Origin of the sequence: Paenibacillus monticola (assembly GCF_009664975.1) — a bacterium.
GTDB classification, from domain to species: Bacteria; Bacillota; Bacilli; order Paenibacillales; family Paenibacillaceae; genus Paenibacillus_AQ; species Paenibacillus_AQ monticola.
The window spans coordinates 318567-339864 of the sequence record NZ_WJXB01000001.1 but is presented as its reverse complement, the minus strand read 5'-3'; the positions used below and the strand labels follow the sequence as shown (position 1 = coordinate 339864).

20 protein-coding genes are annotated in these 21298 nt (G+C 48.6%); 14 read left to right on the top strand and 6 right to left on the bottom strand.

Translation table 11 applies throughout. From position 1 onward, the window contains the following. Positions 1-5: 5 nt before the first annotated feature. Positions 6-584, bottom strand: a complete 579-nt coding sequence (locus tag GJB61_RS01490; RefSeq protein WP_338115635.1) for a histidine phosphatase family protein — start codon at positions 582-584, stop codon at positions 6-8. A 150-nt stretch (positions 585-734) separates the two neighbouring features. On the opposite strand from GJB61_RS01490, the gene GJB61_RS01485 reads away from it, so the two are divergent. The 14 genes from GJB61_RS01485 (at position 735) to GJB61_RS01420 (ending at position 16239) form a co-directional block, all read left to right on the top strand. Further along, the gene (locus GJB61_RS01485) at positions 735-1880 is read left to right on the top strand and encodes a phosphodiester glycosidase family protein (protein WP_154116440.1); all 1146 of its coding nucleotides are present in this window, start codon (positions 735-737) and stop codon (positions 1878-1880) included. Positions 1881-1884: 4 nt separating this feature from the next. Then, entirely contained in the window at positions 1885-2583 is a 699-nt protein-coding gene (locus tag GJB61_RS01480; protein WP_154116438.1) for a response regulator transcription factor, read from the top strand. Next, positions 2580-3566, top strand: a complete 987-nt coding sequence (locus GJB61_RS01475) for a sensor histidine kinase (protein WP_154116436.1) — start codon at positions 2580-2582, stop codon at positions 3564-3566. The genes GJB61_RS01480 and GJB61_RS01475 overlap by 4 nt, the downstream gene beginning before the upstream one ends. Before the next feature lie 188 nt (positions 3567-3754). Continuing rightward, a complete protein-coding gene (locus tag GJB61_RS01470; protein ID WP_154116434.1) occupies positions 3755-5365 on the top strand; it encodes a spore germination protein in 1611 nt (536 codons plus the stop codon). Then, positions 5362-6465 (top strand): GerAB/ArcD/ProY family transporter, encoded by a 1104-nt coding sequence (locus tag GJB61_RS01465; RefSeq protein ID WP_154116432.1) that lies wholly within the window; start codon positions 5362-5364, stop codon positions 6463-6465. Before GJB61_RS01470 ends, GJB61_RS01465 begins: the two co-directional genes overlap by 4 nt. Further along, a complete protein-coding gene (locus tag GJB61_RS01460) occupies positions 6462-7703 on the top strand; it encodes a Ger(x)C family spore germination protein (RefSeq protein WP_154116430.1) in 1242 nt (413 codons plus the stop codon). The genes GJB61_RS01465 and GJB61_RS01460 overlap by 4 nt, the downstream gene beginning before the upstream one ends. Before the next feature lie 253 nt (positions 7704-7956). Further along, a complete protein-coding gene (locus GJB61_RS01455; RefSeq protein WP_154116428.1) occupies positions 7957-9063 on the top strand; it encodes a GerAB/ArcD/ProY family transporter in 1107 nt (368 codons plus the stop codon). Positions 9064-9283: 220 nt separating this feature from the next. After that, on the top strand, positions 9284-10054 hold the full coding sequence (locus GJB61_RS01450; protein WP_154116426.1) for an ABC transporter ATP-binding protein: 771 nt from the start codon (positions 9284-9286) through the stop codon (positions 10052-10054). Next, positions 10029-11981, top strand: coding sequence for an ABC transporter permease (locus GJB61_RS01445; RefSeq protein WP_154116424.1), 1953 nt, complete (start codon positions 10029-10031; stop codon positions 11979-11981). Before GJB61_RS01450 ends, GJB61_RS01445 begins: the two co-directional genes overlap by 26 nt. 88 nt (positions 11982-12069) lie before the next feature. Then, on the top strand, positions 12070-13026 hold the full coding sequence (locus GJB61_RS01440) for a helix-turn-helix transcriptional regulator (protein ID WP_154116422.1): 957 nt from the start codon (positions 12070-12072) through the stop codon (positions 13024-13026). Positions 13027-13128: 102 nt separating this feature from the next. Next, positions 13129-13587 (top strand): SRPBCC domain-containing protein, encoded by a 459-nt coding sequence (locus GJB61_RS01435; protein WP_154116420.1) that lies wholly within the window; start codon positions 13129-13131, stop codon positions 13585-13587. A gap of 270 nt (positions 13588-13857) precedes the next feature. After that, positions 13858-14118, top strand: a complete 261-nt coding sequence (locus GJB61_RS01430) for a FeoA family protein (protein WP_154116418.1) — start codon at positions 13858-13860, stop codon at positions 14116-14118. Continuing rightward, positions 14115-14852 (top strand): FeoB small GTPase domain-containing protein, encoded by a 738-nt coding sequence (locus GJB61_RS01425; protein ID WP_154116416.1) that lies wholly within the window; start codon positions 14115-14117, stop codon positions 14850-14852. Before GJB61_RS01430 ends, GJB61_RS01425 begins: the two co-directional genes overlap by 4 nt. Then, positions 14830-16239 carry a nucleoside recognition domain-containing protein gene (locus tag GJB61_RS01420; protein WP_154116414.1) on the top strand — a complete coding sequence of 470 codons (1410 nt, stop codon included), beginning with the start codon at positions 14830-14832 and terminating at the stop codon, positions 16237-16239. The genes GJB61_RS01425 and GJB61_RS01420 overlap by 23 nt, the downstream gene beginning before the upstream one ends. A 78-nt stretch (positions 16240-16317) precedes the next feature. Here GJB61_RS01420 and GJB61_RS01415 read toward each other — a convergent pair whose 3' ends face one another. Genes GJB61_RS01415 through GJB61_RS01395 form a run of 5 tightly spaced genes read right to left on the bottom strand, consistent with a single transcriptional unit; the run spans position 16318 to position 21292 of the window. Next, positions 16318-17388, bottom strand: coding sequence for a CehA/McbA family metallohydrolase (locus GJB61_RS01415; RefSeq protein WP_154116412.1), 1071 nt, complete (start codon positions 17386-17388; stop codon positions 16318-16320). Further along, positions 17385-17861, bottom strand: a complete 477-nt coding sequence (locus GJB61_RS01410; RefSeq protein WP_154116410.1) for a hypothetical protein — start codon at positions 17859-17861, stop codon at positions 17385-17387. The genes GJB61_RS01415 and GJB61_RS01410 overlap by 4 nt, the downstream gene beginning before the upstream one ends. Beyond that, positions 17854-19182 (bottom strand): hypothetical protein, encoded by a 1329-nt coding sequence (locus GJB61_RS01405; RefSeq protein WP_154116408.1) that lies wholly within the window; start codon positions 19180-19182, stop codon positions 17854-17856. The genes GJB61_RS01410 and GJB61_RS01405 overlap by 8 nt, the downstream gene beginning before the upstream one ends. A 41-nt stretch (positions 19183-19223) precedes the next feature. Continuing rightward, on the bottom strand, positions 19224-20123 hold the full coding sequence (locus tag GJB61_RS01400; protein ID WP_229521401.1) for an ABC transporter permease: 900 nt from the start codon (positions 20121-20123) through the stop codon (positions 19224-19226). Beyond that, on the bottom strand, positions 20120-21292 hold the full coding sequence (locus GJB61_RS01395) for an extracellular solute-binding protein (protein ID WP_154116406.1): 1173 nt from the start codon (positions 21290-21292) through the stop codon (positions 20120-20122). Before GJB61_RS01395 ends, GJB61_RS01400 begins: the two co-directional genes overlap by 4 nt. Between the last annotated feature and the right edge of the window lie 6 nt (positions 21293-21298).

The following is a 21298-nucleotide window of genomic DNA, read 5'->3' as shown; positions in this document are numbered from 1 at the left end:
ACAGACTAGAAATTCAAATGCTCCACACTATTGTAGAATTCGCAGCTCCAGACATCCTCAGCTTGGGTAATTCGGGTAATGGAGGTATTCTTCAGAAACTCACTTACATCTAATTCAGGAATTAAGCCCTTAAGGGTGCTGCGCAGAATCGCGCCATGACTAACCACCAGTATATTCGCTCCAGGATGCTTCCCGGCGATTTTTTTAATCGCTTGACTGCCTCTTAACAGACCTGCTTCAAAGCTTTCCAAGCCGAGCTCCAGACTCTTCCATTCATGACCCCAACGCTCTACCCGCTCACTCTCTATAGTTCCTTCAATTAAACCACCGTTCATTTCCCGAATCTCCGGAACCAGGCCTGTTATTTCAATGCCCAGTCTTGTGGCAATCACCTCTGCCGTTTGTCTTGCTCGCAAAAGATCACTTGAATAAATGAAATCCCACTGTTCTCCGCTAAGTCGCTCGGCAATCGCAGCTGCTTGCTGCAGTCCTTCTTCATCCAAAGAATTATCGGTATGCCCCTGAATGCGGCCTTCTTTATTCCAGTATGTGCTGCCGTGCCGAATGAGTCCCAATGTTGTCACTGTACTACCCGCCTTTGTATGTTATTAGATTGACGCCTCTTTTCATTCGGTTATATGATAGAGGCGCCTAAAGATGGAGTATATTGAAGTTTTATACATCCTAATTTACAGCTACATGCTGCTACAGGTCAAAGGAGAATACGTTTACTCATGAAAAAAATGCTAATCCTGCTCTTCCTCACTCTTATCTTGACTTTGTCTGGTTTAACCTCCGGCCAATCCGCTGCTGCGGCACTTCCCAAAAATAACGTGTACATGGATAAAAGTAATCATTCCTACATACCGCTACGTTTCCTGACTGGATTTGGAGACATACAGACTGAGTGGAATGCAGCCACAAAAGAGATTCATATCTATTCAACAGATATTTCTGTCACTCTTACTGTAGGCCAGGCCACCGCATACGTCAACGGTAAGCCTGTTACGATAAGCGAGCGGGCTTTTAGTGAGAATGGAACTACCTATGTTCCGCTGTCCCTGATCAGTCAATCATTAGGCATTACGCTCACATGGAATCCTAATAGCTCATCAATAACCCTTACAAATGGCGAGGATAACACCACCCTGCCCGTGCTTAGCGGGTCGGTCGTTAAAGCAGCCTCCCCTGCAGTGGTCAGTGCCCAAAGAACCTTCAAAGTCGGCAGCCGCAGCTTCAATGTTCAGACCGTGACGATATCCCTTCTCCATCCCAAAATCAGTCTGGATGTCGTATTGGCAGGCAATAGCGTAGGAAAGGTAGAGGCGCTGAACAGTCTGGCCAAGCGCAGCAGCGCGATCGCCGCGATCAATGGAACGTTCTTTAACGCCTATACCAAAGATAATTATAAGGCGCCTTACGGTTATATTGTCAGCGGAGGTAAAATACTGATGAAAAGCTCTGGGGACCGCCGAACTATTTTTACGATTGACAATAACAATCTTGCTGAGCTTATCCCCGGTCTGGATTTCACCAACCGTTTCGCCGCTGGTTCGATTAAGGGCGGTCTTCAGGCTGGTCCCCGCTTGTTGGTGAATGGCCAGGTAGCGCTAAATGTCGCTGCTGAAGGCTTCAAGGATGCCAAGATTCTAACAGGGGGCGGTGCTCGCAGCGCCCTGGGTCTGACGCGTGACCACAAACTGATTCTCCTGACCTCAGGTGGAGCCACCATCCCCCAGCTAGCGGCAATTATGCAGCAGGCGGGTGCCTATCAGGCCATGAATCTCGATGGCGGCGCATCAAGTGGACTCTACTATAACGGAAAGTATTTGACAGCTCCCGGACGCCTCATCAGCAATGCAATTGTCATTAAGGAGTGATCACATGGAGACAATTCTGATCGTTGAGGATGACGCCAAGCTTGCAGGGCTGCTCAGCGTTTATCTCTCTAAATATGACTTCAACACCATTCGGGTGGAGGATTTCAATGCCGTGCTGGCGACCTTTAAAGAATGCTCTGCTGACCTGGTATTGCTGGATGTGAACCTGCCCCGATATGACGGCTTTTATTGGTGCCGCCAGATTCGCAAGACCTCAATTTGTCCAATTCTGTTTATTTCGGCAAGAGACAGCGGAATGGATCAGGTAATGGCTCTTGAGAACGGCGGTGATGATTATATCACCAAACCTTTTCATTACGAGGTCGTCCTGGCCAAAATCCGCAGCCATCTGCGCAGAGCGTACGGCTCTTACGCACAGACCCAGGAAGAACGCAAGATCCATTCGGGAGGCTTGACCCTCTATCCCGAACGGTATGTTATCCAATTTGGCGGGCAATCCGCCGAACTAACACAGAAAGAAGCCATTCTGCTGGAGGCACTGCTGCTGAAGGAAGGACGAGTAGTCACTCGTGAGCGGCTGCTGGATCTCATGTGGGAGGACCAGCATTTCATTGATGACAATACTTTAAACGTCTATATAACCCGTGTTCGCAAGAAACTCAAGGATCTCGGCCTTGAAGACCTTGTGGAAACAGTAAGAGGCGCTGGCTACCGACTGAATATTTCCAGCGAAGCGCTATGAAGCTGTTCTGGAAGGACCAGATTCCGCTGCTGCTCTTTTACCTACTCCAAATGCTGCTTGTTCCGGTACTGTATTGGCTAGCCGGTGAACATAGACCGATCGCAATCGTGCTCTACGGAATGGCGCTGAGCAGTGTAATTCTGTTATTGTATCTTGGATTCAGATACATTCAGTATTACAGACTGTTCGCCAAATTAAGTTCGACAGTTCCTATGGCCGAATATCATTCCAGTCCGCTCGGGGATGCTCCGCTGCCCGAAGCCGTTTATGAACATCTGCAGATCATAGAGCGTAAATATCAGGAACAGTTAAATGTGCATGTCAGCCGAATGGATCAGCATATTGTGTTCATCAACCGTTGGGTTCATCAGATGAAGACTCCCCTCTCTGTCATTCAGCTTACGCTTCCGGAACTTGAGGACGAAGTCGCCAGCAGTATTCAGGAGGAGCTGGAGCGACTGCGCAAAGGGCTGGAAATGGTCATATATACGTCACGGCTTGATCGGTTTGAGGACGATTTTCAGGTGGAGGTCCTCCTTCTACGCAAAGCGGTGAGCGAAGCCGTCTCGGAGAATCGGCGGTTGTTCATTCGCCGGGGCGTGCAGGTAGATATACAGGTCGACGCCGACATTTCCGTCTATAGTGATGCTAAATGGCTGAGATTCATGCTGACCCAAATCCTGACCAATGCTGTGAATTATACCTCTGGCACTGGCAAAACAGTTACAGTCTCCAGCACGCAGATTGGAACAGATACCGTTCTGAACATTACAGATCAAGGTATCGGCATCTCTCCCGAGGATCTGCGTCGGGTCTTCAATCCATATTTCACCGGCGAGCGCGGACGGCAATATCACGAATCGACCGGGATGGGTCTGTATCTGGTTCACGAGATCTGCAACCGACTCGGACATACGGTGGAACTGCACTCACGGCCTGGTGAAGGAACTACCGTTCGACTTACTTTTAGGCGGCACATCTAGTGCTGGCAGCACACCTGAACGCAGATAGAAATAAGCAGACATGAGGTCAACCAGAGATACTGGTTGGCCTTTTTCATATGGGTGAAGTTGCAGGAAGGGGTTATTTCCCACGGTAGAATAAGGAAGCTAACCGCTGGGGATAATACAGCCACAGTTACCAATAAAAAACAGCAGCAAGGAGGATAAGCATGAAGAAGAAGCAACAGGCTGAACGTAAAAAAGAATCAGATCCTGAAGAAAAATCCATACCTGCGCCACTTCAACTTAATGCTTCATTGGAAGCCAATCTGCAGGAAATTAGCAAACGTATCGGCCAAAGCTCTGATGTTGTATTCAGACGGTTCACTAATGAATCTTTAAGCTCTCTCTCCTTAGCCTTTATTTATATTGATGGCTTAGTCAATTCCGAAATAATAAACCGCAACCTTTTGCAGCCACTCATGGAGACCTTCACTTTGAAGAGCGACTCCATCGCTACGGAAGCAGCTTTTAGCATGATTAAAGATCAGATGCTGCCCGTCGGAGGGGTGAAGGAAGGCCAGACTGTGGAAAGTTTGCTCGGTCTGTTGTTTGAGGGTTATACACTCATCCTGTTTGACGGAATTCAGAGAGCACTTGCTGCCGACACTGCTGGCTGGGAAAAGAGAAGCATTAACGAACCGACTTCTCAGGGGGTCATCCGCGGACCCAAGGAAGGCTTCACCGAAAGCATGCGGACAGGCACCTCTATGTTGCGCCGCAGACTGAAAACCTCCGATCTGCGGATCGAAGAATATAAGATCGGGCAACGGACCCAGACCGGCATAGCCCTCGTTTATCTGAATGGACTTGCGAGTGAATCCGTACTTGCAGAAATTCGCCGTCGGCTGAATTCCATCAATACCGATAGTATTCTAGAGAGTAATTACATCGAGGAATTTATTCAAGACGGCGGACTAACCCCCTTTCCTACCATGCAAAATACGGAGCGACCAGATGCGATAGCAGGCGGCATTCTCGAAGGTCAGGTTGGTATTATTATTGACGGAACTCCTTTTGCCTTACTCGCCCCCTCTACCTTCTTCAATTTTTTTCAATCCAGTGAAGACTACTATCAGCGTTATGATATTTCTTCCTTTTTACGTTTGATCCGCTATTCCGCTTTCTTTGTATCTATGCTACTTCCTGCATTATATATTGCCGTAACTACGTTTCATCAAGAAATGCTACCGACAACACTGCTGATTAGCCTAGCTGCCCAGCGCGAAGGTGTCCCTCTACCCGCACTGGCAGAGGCACTGCTGATGGAGCTAACCTTCGATGTGCTGCGGGAGGCCGGAGTGCGCATGCCCCGGACCATTGGTCCGGCGATTTCCATCGTTGGGGCACTCGTGCTAGGACAAGCAGCTGTCCAGGCAGGACTCGTCTCAGCGGCAATGGTTATTGTTGTTTCTTTCACAGCCATCTCCAACTTTGTCATTCCATCGCTGGCTATCGCCAATTCGATTCGTCTCATCCGCTTTGCAATGATGCTGATTGCCGCCTCTCTGGGTTTATTCGGAATTATGTCCTCCCTGATTGTGCTGCTCATTCATATGGCAGGACTGCGCTCATTCGGAGTGCCGTACCTATCTCCAATGGCTCCCATGACTCCAAGGTATCTCAAGGATATTTTCATTCGTGTCCCTCTATGGGATATGACTACCCGGCCAATGACTAATCTCGGTAAGGAAACACGAAGACAAGCTTCCAATCAGAAACCGAAACCTCAGGAAGATCAGCAACAACAACAGAACCAACAAGGAGGTAACTCATCTTGAATGGAAAAATCGGCACTTCACAGGCTGCCATGCTGGTTGTGACTACTATCCTACCTACGGCAATCGTCGTTCTTCCCGAGATTATTGGCACCTATGCTGAACAGGATTCACCGCTCGCCATTATGATGGCCACCCTGCTCGGAGTTGGCATTGCTGCATTAATTGGGACAATTATCCGCTACAATAACGGTGTGCCTTTTCTGGATTGGATTGGCGCGCGAAGCTCACCCCTGCTGGCTACCCTGCTCGGCCTGCTGCTGCTGCAGTTTTATTTAGATACCTCAGCAACTATTTTGCGGGAATTTGTAAATTTCGTTAAGGATACCGTGCTCCTGAATACTCCGATAACTGTAATGACTACGCTTATTCTCGTGATTACGATCTATATGGTGAGACAGGGCATCGAGTGTATCGCCAGAGTAAATAGTCTTGTAATTCTCCTATTCCTGTTCTTTATCCCGCTATATACGTTCGGATTAGCAGGGGAGATGAATGTTCACCGTTTACTACCCATATTTGACCATTCCCTATCTACAATAACTCTTGCCAGCTTAACGCCTACTTCCTGGATGTCAGAGGTTGCCATCCTGTTATTTCTCGCCCCTTATCTGAAATCCCCACAGAAAGCTCGCCTCATTGGATACATGGGCCTGTTATTCGTTTTTCTGATGATGATGTTCTCGATGATTACAACCATGATGGTTTTTGGACCTCAATATCTCAAGCTTACGGCCTATCCTGGATTCTCCACTGTAGGTATTATTCAGATCGGCAGATTTGTTGAGAATCTGGATATCCTGTTCATATCCTATTGGGTACTAGCTATTTACCTCAAGTTCTCCATCTTTCTGTTTGCTACCGTAGAATGCTTTAAACAAACCTTCCGAGTGAAGAGCAGCAGACCGTTTATTGGGGCACTGGGGCTCGTGATCGCCCTGGAATGCCTGTTTACCTGGAGTGACCCTGCCAAATTGAATATATACAATAAGGAAGGGCGTTTTCTGGTGTTTATACTCTTTAATGTATTGCTCCCACTGGCAGTCTTATTGCTAACCGGGCTCCATCAGGCCAAAAACAAGAGAAAGGGATGCGAAACATGAAGGAACAAAAGCACTGTATACATAAGCTGCGCTGCTTGCTCCTCCTCCCGCTGTTAAGCACTCTATTAAGCGGCTGCTGGGATGATCGTGAGCTTAGCGAGCTGGGTATTGCCTCTGGATCTGCCTATGATTGGGAAGATAATCAGTGGAAAGCTACCTACCAGATCATTAACCCTTCATCCGGTGCCAGTGGCATGGGTGGTGGCGGTGGTGGCAGCAGTAGCTCGCCGCCTTTTCTGACATTTGCGGTTAAGGGAAAAACGATTATAGAGGCTATCCAAAGAACCAATCTGACCAGTGTACGTGAATTATTCACCTCCCATTCACGAATCAGCATCCTCGGCGAATCTGTAGCCCGCAGGGGAGTTAATCAAATCATCGATCTTTTTCTGCGGAAGCAGGATGCCAGAGATACCGTTTACGTATTTATTGCCAAAGGCAATGCTGGCAGAATTCTGGACCAGCTGATGCAGTTGACCAAGAATCAGGGCGCCGGTATTCAGCTGATGATCGAACAAGAATCCAAGCTGCTCTCCTATTATCCGAGCGTGCGCATGTTTGAATTGGCTATGGCCTTGTCCTCTGAATCCGGAAGTGCGGTAATTCCAGAAATTCGACTGACTGGCAAGGACATCATGGATGAGACGAGTGAAACCGGTCGTACGGATCTTCCATCCCGGCTGGTTCTCGGGAGACTTGCTGTGCTAAAAGGCGAGAAGATGGTAGGCTGGTTATCGCAAAAGCAAGCATTCGGTTTAACTTTTATAACCAGTAAGATAAAGATGGCTAATATATCCTTTGCTACGCATCCCCAAACCAGCGATAAGATCGACGGCTCTTTTATACTACAGAAATCAGCAACTACCGTTCATCCTATATGGGCGAAGGATCATTTCATCATGGATGTGAATATCAAAGGCAGTGGTGTAATCACGGAGATCGGAAGCGCTATGGATCTGAATGACCGGGCTTCGATATCACAGATGGAAAAGTCCATCGAAAATCACGTGTTGGAACTCATAGAAAATTCTTGGCAGACCGTTAAGCAGCTCAATGCTGACGTCACAGGCTTTGCGGTGAAGATCCATCGCAGTGACCGTAAACGGTGGAAGCAAATTAAGAAAGATAAAAGCTGGGATACTGTATTCCAGCAGATAGAAATTCGCCCCCACGTATCTATCAAGATTGAACGAATGGGCCTCAGCAATAAATCCTTTAAGTCTATAGAGCAGGACTAAAGGAGCCTTATATGAAAATAACGGTAATTCTTATACTCTACGGCCTCGCCTTTTATTGGGGCTATCGAAAATTAGAGGGGAAACAACGTAATCTACATCGACTATGGTACGGGTGTATTTTGGCCTGGTGTGCTTATGTGCATCTATCCGGAATTACAGGGACACCTCATGTTAGCATTTCCAGTCTCTATACGGCTTACTTTCAACCCGCAACAGAAGTGATTATCCGATGGTTAGGAGGTTGATTTCGCTGATGAAAAAAAAGGAACAAGTATCCGGTCTGCAAATTGTGTTCATGATCATGCTCTTTGAGATCGGCAGCACCCCCCTGTTTCTGCTTGGCGGCAAGGCCAAACAGGATTCGTGGCTGGCGATGAGCTTCGGCTCGGCTGCCGGCTTCATTCTGCTGCTGCTGCTGTTGTGGATTCAGTCTCGCTCACCCAAGCAAGACTTGATGGGCATGCTTACATTCCATTTTGGACGTATCGCCGGGTCCCTCATCGGTGGGATCTATTGTCTGTATTTTGCTTACCAATCGATGCGTAATGTGCGCGATTTGGGCGAACTGACATCATTGACCCTATTACCTCTGACTCCGATGTCTCTCACCATGTTGATTTTTGTATTAACTGCACTTTATGCCATATGGAAAGGTACTGAAGTCATCTTCCGTCTGCCCGAGGTCTTGCTGCCGCTCGTGTTGTTCTTTTACTTCATTATTATTCTGCTGCTGGGTATCATGGGCTCACTGGATTTCACTCGACTAATGCCTGTCTTCGAAAGCGATCTGAAGACGATCATCAAGACCGCTCTTCCAGATATTGTTTCTTTTCCCTTTGGTCAAATGATTGTATTCCTGATGTTATGGACATTGTGGGAAAAACCTGGTGTTCCAGTCAAAAATTCACTTGCTGCCTACACACTTATCAGTATATTTCTGATCTTTATGAATGCACTGAATGTAGCTGTACTCGGTCCAGCAGTAGCAGGAATAAGCCAACTGCCTTTTTTAAAAGTGGTACGCACCTTGTCTCATTTGAAATTTATTGAACGTCTCGATATCTTGGTCACCATTCAGCTCTTCATTGGGCTGTTGATCAAGATGATGCTCTTCTACTTTTGTGCTGTAAAGGGACTTACAAGCCTGACTAACAAACCGACAAAGTGGTGGGTTTTTCCGGTAGGAGCGCTGATTTATGCCGCTTCCTTTATAGAGAGAGACTATACACAGCATATTGCGTTCGGCCTCGGACCCAGCCTGAAGATTGACCCCATCTTCCAAGTCGCCATTCCCCTGCTGCTGGCGCTATCCATTCTGATACGTGGCCATAAGAAAGCCAACTCTACTACACGTACATGATATCTTTGAACCCGCTGATAAATATGCTCTGTACAACAACGCCCCGGCTTCTTCTTGCGGGGCGTTGTTGTATTGACACGAACATAACCTTAAAGCTCCTGTAAGGAAACGTTAAGGCAAATACATAGCACTGAGCACTACTTTTCTTGTAGATTATAAACAAGACATTGTCCCTGCGCAGAAGAAGGACGAAATAACTTTTATGGAAGGAAATTATACAATGAGCATATTAGAGGTCAAAGCACTCAACAAGGTATACCCGGGCAAAATAATAACCCAAGCCCTCACCGATATTCATCTCAGCATTGAGGCCGGAGAATTTGTTGGCATCATGGGACCTTCAGGCAGCGGCAAAACCACATTACTCAACATGGTATCCACCATCGATCAACCCTCTTCAGGTGAGGTGAAGATTAATGGCAACAATCCCTTTCTTCTGAGTAAGAAAGATTTAGCCCATTTTCGCCGCCGACAGCTCGGCTTTGTCTTTCAGGACTTTAATCTGCTGGAGACCTTAACTATAGCTGAAAATATTGTTCTGCCACTGACACTGGACAACCGCAAGTTGGCTGAAATGGAGTCCCTGCTGCAAAAAGTCGCCGAACGCCTCAATATTACGGATATTCTAGCTAAACGAACCTATGAAATCTCCGGTGGGCAGCGGCAGCGGACAGCCATCGCCCGGGCGATTATATCTGCGCCTGCAATGATTCTAGCCGATGAGCCGACCGGATCTCTCGATTCTAATTCCTCACGAACGGTGATGGAATCACTGGAGGATATCAATCGCAGCGAGAGAACTACACTCCTGCTCGTTACGCATGATCCGCTGGCGGCGAGCTACTGCAACCGGATTGTCTTCATTAAGGATGGCAAGCTGGCGGCCGAGATTCACCGGGGAGATAATCGCCAGGCGTTCTTTCAGAAGATTATTGACACACTTTCATTCTGGGGAGGGAATAGTCATGAGCTTTCCTCAATTCGCGTTTAATAATGTCCGCCGCAATGCGCGGGCTTATATTGCCTATTTCCTAAGCAGCGCCTTCATGGTTATGGTCTTCTTTGCCTATTCGGTATTCATCTATCATCCGGAAATCGCAAATAACGATATGGGACCACGAGCAGCAACAAGCATGCAGGTAGCAGCCTATATTGTATATGTATTTGCCTTTTTCTTCGTGCTCTATTCAATCAGTTCGTTTCTGAAATCCCGCAATTTAGAATTTGGTATCCTGTCTATTCTGGGGGCTCGTCCGGGCCAGATTAATAAGCTGGTATTCCTGGAAAATATGCTGATCGGTATCTCCGCAATTGTTACGGGTATTGCCGGCGGCATGCTGCTCTCCAAACTATTTCTGCTGCTCAGCACCCGAACGATCGGGATTGAGGATTTGCCCTTCTACTGGCCCATAAAGGCTATGTTGGTTACTTCTATTTCGTTCCTGGCCCTGTTTCTCGTGATCTCTATCTTCACTCTATTATTTATCCGAAAAAATAAGGTGCTTGAGCTGTTGCAAGGAAATGCCAAGCCTAAAAAACAACCGAAGGCCTCCATTCTTCTTTCTCTATTCGGTGCTGTACTGTTGGCCGTCGGATACTTTGCCATTCGCGTGGAGCTAACGCCCCAAAGTATTATTATTGCAGCTGTGACGGGTATCGCTGGAACTTATTTTTTCTACTCCCAATTGTCCGTCCTCTTCATCCGCCTGCTTCAGCGAAACCGGCGAACCACCTGGCGCGGCACTCGGCTGCTCTGGGTTTCGGAGATGAGCTACAAGCTGCGGGATAACTCGCGCATGCTGTTTCTAATTACTGTAGTTACTGCCTTGGCGAGTATGGGCGCAGGCGTTGTGTTGTCGATCAACCAGGCTGGGAGAGAACTGTATACGAATAATCCATTTGCGATTACCAATACCTATTATGATACTTCTTCGGTAGAACCTGACCGCAGTGTAATCTACCACGAGCTAGACGCAGCAGGGGTAGATTACACAGAGACGAGAATCGATACATTATCCGGTTCAGCACTGGCTGGCGGAGATCAGAGCAACTATCTGCCGCTGATGAGCCTGCCGCAATATAACCAATTAGCCCCTCTTCTCGGGCTTCCTGCCGGAAATACATTGGGCTTAAATGAGGCTATTCTTATCTTAACGAAGGAGAATAAGTCCTCTGATTATATTCAGAACCATATGATTACCTTAAAGGAACAACCCGCCGTGTCACTTGCTGTCAAGAAGAATATCAGAACAGACTCTTTAGGTTTCCAGTCCGCAACCGCACTGTTAATCGTTCCGGAACAGTGGATGGAAACGCTCAGAGTAGCCAAATCAGCTGAATTAGGGCATGAGGTTCAGCCTGCAGTTCAGTATCTATATGATGTTCCGGCGTGGAATACCGGCTCGCTACCTACACCATCCAGCCCGGAATCGATCGCTGGAGCCAAGCTGAGCAAATGGAATGATGACATGAGTGGTAACAGCGGAGATGATTTCTATCTGGAATCACGTGCCAATAATTATATACTTCTCAAGCAGAGCACAGCTATGCTCAGCTTCGTCAGTATCTTTGTCGCGCTGATCTTCTCCGTCTCCTCAGCAAGTTTCCTATACTTTAAGCTGAACAGTGAGCTGGCAACAGACATCCGCATGTACCGTGCTCTATCCAAAATCGGACTCAGTACAAGTGAAATGTCAGCGGCAGCAACCAAACAGATTGCGATTCTGTTCTATATCCCCATTGTCGTATCCGCTATTCAGAGTCTTGTGGTCATCAGCCCTATTCTAACTGAAGCAGGTATCAAAAATATTATTGAGCCCGTTCTGATTACCTTTGCCGCTTATCTGATCCTGCAGAGCCTGTTCTTCCTCATCGCTAAATCGCGTTATATCAGTAGTCTTAAGAAAATGATGGTATAGAAGATTTGTAGGACACCCTATTGGCGATTAGGAGACTATAGCGGTAAACTGGCTATAGTTATGCAGCCTTTAGGGGAGGGTCAGGACGATGTCCAAAGCTGATCATATGTTATCTATTCTCTGGATGCTGAAGCAGCGGAGAAGAACTGCGCGGGAACTGGCGGAGAAGCTTGAAACCAGCGTTCGCTCGGTATACCGTTATATTGACGCGTTATGTGCCAGCGGTGTGCCCATCATTGCCGATGCCGGAGCAGGCGGTGGTTACAGCCTACCTGAGCATTTTACCGAATCGCCTCTATTCTTCGACTCTGAGGAGCAGCGGGCGCTTGTGCAAGCTTCCGCTTTCGCACGCGGGACCGGATATCCTTATGTCGAAGCCCTTGATCGGGCAATTGCCAAGCTAAAACGCTATAGTAACAGCGGTCAATTAGAGCATATGGAGCGGCACGAGAACGGTATTGAAGCTCTGTATTCTCCTTCTGTTCCTCTGGAACATCTACTCGGAGAGCTGGAGGTAGCTGCTGCGAATGGATACACACTAGAAATGGAATACCGTAAGGGGAATGGGGAAGCCTTATCCTCACGATCCATTGATGCTTATGGACTTGTGCTATGGAAAGGACAATGGTACACCGTGGCTTATTGCCATCAGCGACAGGAGATCCGCAGCTTTCGGGTAGACCGTATTGCCGGATTGCTGCGGACTGGAACCTCCTTTGCCCGTCCAGCCGGTTTCTCGGCGCGTGATTTTCTGCTGCAGGGTATCCTACCTGGTCAGGATAAACAAGAGAAGCTAGTCACGGTCATCATAGAGTCGGGCGAAGGTGTCCTTAATGATCTGTGCAGCCATTGGTTGTTTGGGCATACTTTAGTGCAGCGTTTAGAAGGACAAGCCCATTTCAGGGTTGATGCAACCTCTTTATACACCTATGTTCCATATTTTTTGCTGCCTTATGGCAAGGTGCTGCACATTCTGGAGCCTCTGGCATTGAAGCAGCGAATGGCGGTTATTGCCGCTGAATTGGCCACTCATTACCAAACTTAAATTTAGTTTTTGGATCACTGACCGTAGTTGTCAGTGATCCTTTTGTATAGTGGAGCTAGGACTAAGGCAAAAATGAAAGTATTCCACAAGGAGGAACAAATAATGAAGGAACTAAAATATGAATTCTATATTGGCGGAACACCCGAACAGGTCTGGGCGGCTCTAGTCACCCCAGAGAGCACGAAGCAGATTTATTACGGAAGTGTCATCCGTTCCAGTTATAAGGAAGGAGATCCTTTGGAGTATATTGGACCTGGCGCTGAGGGTGCAGAAACCGTTCATGTATACGGTACAGTGCTGGAACACACGCCGAACAAGGCTTTGCGTTTTACACATAAGGTAGGACCCTCCTATCTTAAAGGCGGACGAGCCTTTGAATCGCGTATTTCCTGGTTACTGGAGCCGGTGGGCGGCTGTACAAAGCTGACACTCATTCATGACGAATGGGATTCAGCGGACCCCTCCTATGCAGCTAGTGACAGTGCATGGTGGCAAATCCTGAGCAATACAAAGACCTTGGTGGAGACCGGCCGAACACTTGATTTCGGAAGCTGGGAGTAAGACTGCAACAGAATTCTAACCCTTCCCCTGTTTTAGGACGCAGCACAGCTGCTGTTCTGGCAGGGTTCTTTTTTTGCCATTTTACTAGAACAATAATTCAAAATACAGAATTTGTTTCCCTAGTGAAACATTTTTGTTGCAAGGACAAATTTATTCACATATACTAATATTGTGGTAGAAAACAAAAGTATATCCGAGATGCAACATATAAGTGACAACTGACAACCCATATGCGATTGCCTAAAACCTAGAAAGAAAGAAGGAGATGTTATGACAGCAACAGTAATCCCCATTCCATTGTCTGAAGCCTTAAACGGCAGCAGGCTGCGTATTAGTGGCATTGAAGTGCAGGGTGTGCTGAGAAGAAGATTGCTTGACCTCGGATTTGTAGTCGGCAATGCTGTAGAGGTACTGCGGCGCAGCCCGCTTGGTGACCCTACAGCCTTTCGGGTAAGCAACACTACTATTGCCTTACGAAGAGAAGAAAGCTCATTGATTTACGGGGAACTGATCGGAGGTGCTGAGACATGAGCCAATATACCGTCGCTTTTGCGGGCAATCCCAATACAGGCAAAAGTACACTGTTCAATCTGCTGACCGGCATGCGCCAGCATACGGGAAACTGGGCTGGCAAGACTGTCATTAGCGCCGAGGGAGAGTTTACTCACAAAGACCATCAATACCTCGCAGTTGATCTCCCCGGTACGTACTCGCTGTATTCCAACTCGGCTGATGAAGAGGCGGCCAGAGATTACATCATTTTTGAACAGCCAGACGTTACCCTTGTGGTGCTCGATGCTACTTCGCTGGAGCGCAATCTTAATCTTGCCCTGCAAGTGTTGGAGATTACAGGGCGGACTGTGATCTGCATCAACCTGATTGATGAGGCCCGCCGACTTGGCATCGACATCAACCTGAAGAAGATTTCGAAGCGGCTTGGTGTCCCTGTAGTAGCCATATCCGCACGCAATAAAATCGGCATTGAAGCGTTATTGGATCAGGTGGAACTTGTCGCGACAAGTGTCGTCACTGCACCGCCGCTGCGGATCACTTACAACGATGAAATTGAGCGGGGAATTGCAGAGCTTACACCAATGGTAGAGCAAACGATCGGCTCCATGTATCCAGCCCGCTGGATTGCACTACGCCTGCTGGACGGTGATGACAGCCTGCTGACCTCACTCAAAGCAAATATGAACAGCAAGGGCAAAGCTCTTCCTGGGACAAAGGAGGTTCTGGGCCATGGAGTCACCGCATGTCACTAAGGGGATGGACACTCTTGATTCCCTGCTCGCTAGAGCCAAGAAACTAGCTGACGGAGGGGCCATACGCGATGAGATTGTCGGCGGCATTTATGGAGTATCCTCAGGCATCTGTGCGGATGCCATCACCTACCAAGATAAGAAGCGGCTGAACAGTACTTATAAGCTCGACAATATTGTCACCTCCAAAATATGGGGTTTCCCCATTATGCTCGCCATCCTTGGGGTCGTGTTCTGGATTACGATTGCTGGCGCCAATTATCCTTCGGGCTGGCTCGCTTCCTTCTTCGGCTTCATTGAAGGTTACTTGACTACCGGCTTTCAAGCCGTCCATGCTCCGGATTGGCTACACGGTGTACTTGTTCTGGGATTGTACAGAGGGACTGCGTGGGTAATCAGCGTAATGCTGCCGCCGATGATGATATTTTTCCCCGTATTCGCACTGCTGGAGAATTTCGGTTATTTGCCCCGCGTTGCTTTTAATATGGACCGGTTATTCAAAAAATCCGGTGGTCATGGCAAGCAGGCATTGACCATGTCGATGGGCTTTGGCTGCAACGCTGCTGCTATCCTCTCGACACGTATTATCGAATCGCCACGTGAGCGGATGCTCGCTATTCTAACCAATAATTTTGTGCCCTGCAACGGTCGTTGGCCGACGCTGATCCTGCTGGCCTCACTATTCATGTCAGGAGCAGCAGCAACAGGGACAATGCGTACGCTAACAACGGCCTCCGTATTGATGGGAATGGTACTGATCGGTATTATCGTAACCTTATCCGTATCCTGGGTGATGTCCAAAACAGCTCTGCGCGGCGTTCCCACGCATTACACATTAGAGCTCCCGCCGTACCGCCGCCCACAAATTTGGAAGACCATACTCATCTCCTCCAAGGAGAAATCCCTGAACGTCCTCACCCGGGCCATTGTCGTTGCGGCTCCAGCAGGAATTATCACCTGGATACTTGGCAACATCTTTGTTGGCGGAGAAAGTGTTCTAAACCATATGGCTGCCTTCTTCGATCCTTTCGCCCACTTGCTGGGCATGGATGGCTTTATTATTATGGCTTTTATCCTCGGACTGCCGGCCAATGAGATCGTATTGCCAATTCTGCTCATGGGCTATATGTCCTCCGGATCTCTGGTTGATGTCGACAGCCTTGGCAGCATCAAGGATATCTTCCTGGAGCACGGCTGGACGTGGTTAACCGCGCTTAATATGATGTTGTTCTCCTTGCTTCACTACCCATGCGGTACAACGCTCGTGAACATTTACAAAGAAACCAAAAGCATGAAGTGGGCGGTACTCTCAGCCGTCATTCCGCTAGGCATCGCCTTGGTTGTTACCTTTGCCGTCGCCCAGCTTGCCCAGTTGTTCGGGTGGGTATAATCCATCCCCCCCTTTAAGTACTCCTGATTGCAGTTTAGAAGCACTGATTTTGACATTGAGCCCAAAAAAACCACGGTTTTATGAAACCGTGGTTTTCGCCTGTTCGATATAGATGCAATTGGTGAACGCGAGCAGCCCTTCTTGGCCGTTCATAGAGCCGTACAGCTCCGCGCGAAGCCATAGCTCATCCGTCAGATCGAGACAAGCCTCGACGATAGTCGATCCGGCCACAATCTTCCATTCGGCCACTATCCCTTTGCTGCCGACCAAACACAAGGAAAGCTTCTGTTGTACGATTGTCCATTGCCGCTTTCGCACCCCAAAGTCAGCTTCTATAGTTATGGATAGTGTATTGCCATTGGAGGAATGGATCACTGCGGTGTCGCCTAACCGATAAGTTTGCCCCGTTTCCGTTCTGCTCAGCTGTTCCGTGGCACTAAGTGTCAATAGCGGTCCCAGTGTGACTGAAGCCGCCCCGTGGCGGATTGCTTTCAGTAGCCGCTGTTCGGCTGTTCCTCCTGAATCATGTTCAGAAGCCCGATCGTCCAAGCCTAACCCCAAATAAGTGACCGAAATCGTGGTTTCCCCAGATACCTGTGAGTGATGCCAGTCCCTACCGCTGAGCGCCGTGATACGGATACCCAGATTCAGCAGTTCAGTCCAGTACTCGAAGGCACGTCGATTGTATGATTTCATGTTGGGGGATGTCCCGTTCCACACTTCAATATAGTCAAGTAGCTGCCATTTACCGATGGCGAACTCCCAGAAACAGCCGGTGCAGATCGGACTGCCGATGCGAAAAGGATGCGCTATACCTGCTATCCCTCCTGATTCATGTATATCGGTTAGCCCCTTTCCGATATCATCAGCGCCGATCAATCGCCAATCCGCTGTCTGCTGCACATTCGCACCTAGGGTCAGCATATGTCCGTAGAAGGTTGTCCACTCCATCCCTGGCAGGATGGAAATCCCCTGCTCTATTACCACCGTTTCCTTGCCGATCAGACCGCTAACCGTGTTATGATCCGTCAATGCAATCCAGTCAAACTCCAGTTCACGAGCGGCTTCCGCCATTTCGCTAAGGGTATGTGTGGCGTCGCTATGAATCGTATGCGTGTGCAGCTCACACGCCAACCAATCGATAGTCATACGCCCGCCCGCCTTTCTTCTTCTGACTGTACCTGTAGGTGAAATTGACAGGTATCCGTGACAATTTCATGCAGGCTGATCGTCAATTCCCATAGCCCTGAAGGCAGAGGGCCGGCCAGAAAACCTGGCGTAGCCTCCGACTCCGCCAGGAATATTTTCTGTTCCGGTGACGGTCGGTGGGCGGCCCCACGAAATCCGGCGGGATCATCCAGCGAGACGGTCAGCAGATTGTGCAGCAGACCATAATCGGGATTACCATAAGCCGCCATGCGACTATCCGCTTCCACATACCGCTCTACAGCGCTGACGACAAGCTCATTGATCCTCGTCATATCCTCCAGCTTTTTTGGAGAATAGGCGAAGGTGATTACCAGCTTGCTTATCCCCTGCGGGAGCGCAAAGCGATGAACAAGATGGACATGCCTGTCCGCAGGTATTATCGTGGAACGGATATCCAGCAGCGTTTTATACATATGCGCCCGCTTTCCACAGGACTGCTGCAGGTGTGCTAACAGTCAGCCTGACCACAACCTCATCCTCTACAGCCTCTCCGGGTGTAAACTGCTCATCCAGATAGAAAAATTTCAGCCCTTCGACTATGATTGTGTCCGCTCCTCCCGGAAGAAGGGTGACACTAATTTCCTCGAGCTCTTCTAGTGAACTTCCCTGCGGCATTTTAACAGTCGTTGCGAAATGGTTATACGGTCCGTCATATGCTGACCGGTGGATTCCGAACCGTAAATCATTGAAGCTGCTGGAATACCAGCGGTCATCCCCAAACCGTTTAACTCTAATATCGATGGAAGTCCTGCGGGCTTCATCATCTTTCACTTCATGCGTTGAGGTTTGAATGTATAAATAATGTCTTGGGTCCGTGAACTGCATCGTATCAGGATCACAGGGATTCTCCCACGTTTCCTGGCGCATAAGCTCCCAGGCCATCATCCGATAAGTGAACGGATGAGCATCCATGGCACGTTCCCGCGGTTCACGTTCCGGATGCCAATGGTAACTTGGAGGCAGCAGGAAGCGGTAGGACGAAGACGTAACGTCGCTCACGTTCCCATTATCTGTAGCGGCCTGCAGCACCGGATGACCACCGAGAGCATAATGACCAGCAAAATCTGTTGTTTCATGATGAGGTCCTTGAAACACCGCTGCTAACACTTCACCTTGATGGTCAAGGGTCACGCGATACGTCCACTCAATGTCGGTCAACCGCCCCCACTTGCTCATAAGCAGTGGTGCCGGAGTTCCGGCATCCTCATGACTGTACATAATATGATATTCCAGGATGACCCCCGACAAAGACGTCTCCGTAGTGTACATCATGAGCAGCGGCGTATCTGTGAATCGGCTCTCAAAGGCATGCGTCAGATTCCGCCCGTATAGCACCGGAGCATGGCGGTAGATTAACGCCAACGGAGAATCCTCAGTTATAACTGCAATTAGTAGTTCCTTCAGGGAGGCCTGCCGTACAAGCGGTGAAGAATCACAGCTGAATGCGAACTTCAGTTGATGCTCACCCGCCTCCAGCCATCCGAGAAGTCGTGTATATTGGAACGGCTGATTTCCATAAAATAAGATAAGACTCTGATTGTAGGACTCGTCCAATTCAATCACTACAAGGGATGATTCCTTATCCTGAACACTCCAATGGCTCTCGGAGCTTGCCAGCAGCGTGATCTCTGCGTAACCGGACCTATCCATCTGAAACGTACAGTTCCAATCTTTGCCTTCACTGAGCAGTTCCCACTCAGGAAGCTGCCTTTGTACAATAATCGTCTTCTCCACTGTAGCTCTCCTCCTATGCAGCAGATTTCCCCTGCATTCCCTTACCTTCCCGCCGGTTCTTCCTTGACCATACTGCGAATATAGAAATATCCCATTGCTGAACAGAGCAGGAACATGAATACCGCCATGGCACTGGCAATTCCCACATCGTGATAGATGGAAAAGGACTGTTGCATCGCTATCCCTAGCACCTGCGGAGCATTCGGACCGATCAGAAAAGGGGCCGTAAAGCTGCCGATAATCCCCATAAACGAAAAGGTAGCCGCGACCAGAACGGTCTTGTATGTCATTGGAACAATAAATTTGGTGAAAAGATTAAGCTTCCCTGCGCCGACATCACGGGCGCTTTCGATGAGGGAATTCGGAATCCCTGCAAGTGCCGAGCTTAGCAACATTGCCGTAAACGGAATATTAAACCACAGGTTGGCCAGCAGCAAACCGTTGTAATCATAAATGAAACGCGGGAAGCTATCGCCACCGAGGGCCAGCACTATTCTCGCTAGCCACCCATGGTTTCCATACATGTTAATAATGCCGTACGTTGCAATGACTGCCGGAATAAACATCGGGATAAAATACAGCTTGCGAATCCACTCTGAGATCCGTCCCTTGCTGAATCTTAAATAGATAGCGAGAATGTAGCCAAGGATAAGGGTAATCACGGTGCTGACTACCGTCAGATTCAAAGTAAATATAATATTGTTCTTCATGGCCTTATCCGTGAACAGGTACTTATAATTCGCTAGGGATAAAGCTCCGTTTGGGTCTAGTAAGCTTTCCCTGACCGCCAATGAGATTGGAAGAATAACAATGAAGACCAGCAGTAAAAATGAAGGGAAGACCATAAGCAAGCCTGTGATGGAATCCTTCGTCTGCCTGCTGAGGCCAGACTTCGCCGTGCTTGTCTTCATTCTTAACGCACCGGCTTTATCCAGATTCATTGGGCCGCTACTTCTGCCTGCCAGCGCTTCGTAATTTCAGTTCCTAGCTCGCCGATCTGGAACTGACGATAGCCCTTCGCAACGCTCTCGAATTTGGACTGCAGCTCTGCCGGCATTTCGGACCATTTGATTCCCGGATAACCGAACATTTCGTTGACGATCGTTTCTTGGGCCTCCTGTGTCAGCACGAAATCAATAAATGTCTGTGCGGCTTCTTTCTTTACCGACATTGCCGGGATAGCAAGCATTGCTGGCCCTCCTGTAAAGGCAGGTTCGATTTGCGTCAATTTGATGTTCTCTGGCAGCAGACCTTTGTTCAATTGCTCCAACGCCATATCTGACCATGCCGGGATAATATCCACTTCACCTGTCGCAAGAATATCAAGCGTGCCCTGGTTTTTCTTCGGATAGACGCCTTCCTGATACATATATGGGCCCAGTTCCTTCAATAGATCAAATCCCTGTTTCCACTGTTCCATGATCGCCGGGTCCTGGCTGTGCACCGCTTCATCCGGCAAGAAATTATACAGCGCTGTGACCACAAATGAGCTGCCCGCACCACCAGTAGCCGGATCGTTATAAGCAAAGCGGCCGGGATGGCTGCGAATCCATTCATACAAGTCATCAGCCGTTTGCGGCGGAGTGGACACCGTGTCGCTGTTATAAGCAAGCACGACGGAGGAGGCACGGTAAGGTACGGCTAAATTGTTCAGGTCAGTCATATAGCTTGCTTCAATCTTGCTGATATTCGGAATGGTATCGATTCCCACCGTTTCGAAGATGCCTTCGGCCTCACCCAATAGCACATCGCTACCGGAAGCCTCGTACAAATCGATATCGACGGAGGTCTCACCCGCTTTTTTAGCCGCTATCAGCCGATCCATCGTGGACTGTCCACCTTGCCCGGACGGAATATGCACAAGTTTAACAGTAATGTTCTTATTCTGCGCTTCAAACATCGGTACGATCTTCTCCCACATCGACTTCACGTTCAGTGAACCTGTAAAATAAAAGCTAAGTTCTGTCGGCTCCACTGCATTTCCGGCTGCGGCCGCTGCCTCTCCGCTATTCACGCTACTATTTGCGCTGTTATTTCCCGCATTATTTCCACAACCAGACAGCACCAGTACGAGCATAATCAGACCCACGAGCAGATTCTTTCCTTTCATTGTGTA

What these genes read in the sequence shown, in the direction of transcription:
- GJB61_RS01485 (WP_154116440.1), top strand. Translation starts at nt 735, where the DNA reads ATGAAAAAAATGCTAATCCTGCTCTTCCTCACTCTTATCTTGACTTTG.
- GJB61_RS01480 (WP_154116438.1), top strand. Translation starts at nt 1,885, where the DNA reads ATGGAGACAATTCTGATCGTTGAGGATGACGCCAAGCTTGCAGGGCTG.
- GJB61_RS01475 (WP_154116436.1), top strand. Translation starts at nt 2,580, where the DNA reads ATGAAGCTGTTCTGGAAGGACCAGATTCCGCTGCTGCTCTTTTACCTA.
- GJB61_RS01470 (WP_154116434.1), top strand. Translation starts at nt 3,755, where the DNA reads ATGAAGAAGAAGCAACAGGCTGAACGTAAAAAAGAATCAGATCCTGAA.
- GJB61_RS01460 (WP_154116430.1), top strand. Translation starts at nt 6,462, where the DNA reads ATGAAGGAACAAAAGCACTGTATACATAAGCTGCGCTGCTTGCTCCTC.
- GJB61_RS01455 (WP_154116428.1), top strand. Translation starts at nt 7,957, where the DNA reads ATGAAAAAAAAGGAACAAGTATCCGGTCTGCAAATTGTGTTCATGATC.
- GJB61_RS01450 (WP_154116426.1), top strand. Translation starts at nt 9,284, where the DNA reads ATGAGCATATTAGAGGTCAAAGCACTCAACAAGGTATACCCGGGCAAA.
- GJB61_RS01445 (WP_154116424.1), top strand. Translation starts at nt 10,029, where the DNA reads ATGAGCTTTCCTCAATTCGCGTTTAATAATGTCCGCCGCAATGCGCGG.
- GJB61_RS01440 (WP_154116422.1), top strand. Translation starts at nt 12,070, where the DNA reads ATGTCCAAAGCTGATCATATGTTATCTATTCTCTGGATGCTGAAGCAG.
- GJB61_RS01435 (WP_154116420.1), top strand. Translation starts at nt 13,129, where the DNA reads ATGAAGGAACTAAAATATGAATTCTATATTGGCGGAACACCCGAACAG.
- GJB61_RS01430 (WP_154116418.1), top strand. Translation starts at nt 13,858, where the DNA reads ATGACAGCAACAGTAATCCCCATTCCATTGTCTGAAGCCTTAAACGGC.
- GJB61_RS01425 (WP_154116416.1), top strand. Translation starts at nt 14,115, where the DNA reads ATGAGCCAATATACCGTCGCTTTTGCGGGCAATCCCAATACAGGCAAA.
- GJB61_RS01420 (WP_154116414.1), top strand. Translation starts at nt 14,830, where the DNA reads ATGGAGTCACCGCATGTCACTAAGGGGATGGACACTCTTGATTCCCTG.
- GJB61_RS01415 (WP_154116412.1), bottom strand. Translation starts at nt 17,388, where the DNA reads ATGACTATCGATTGGTTGGCGTGTGAGCTGCACACGCATACGATTCAT.
- GJB61_RS01410 (WP_154116410.1), bottom strand. Translation starts at nt 17,861, where the DNA reads ATGTATAAAACGCTGCTGGATATCCGTTCCACGATAATACCTGCGGAC.
- GJB61_RS01400 (WP_229521401.1), bottom strand. Translation starts at nt 20,123, where the DNA reads ATGAATCTGGATAAAGCCGGTGCGTTAAGAATGAAGACAAGCACGGCG.
- GJB61_RS01395 (WP_154116406.1), bottom strand. Translation starts at nt 21,292, where the DNA reads ATGAAAGGAAAGAATCTGCTCGTGGGTCTGATTATGCTCGTACTGGTG.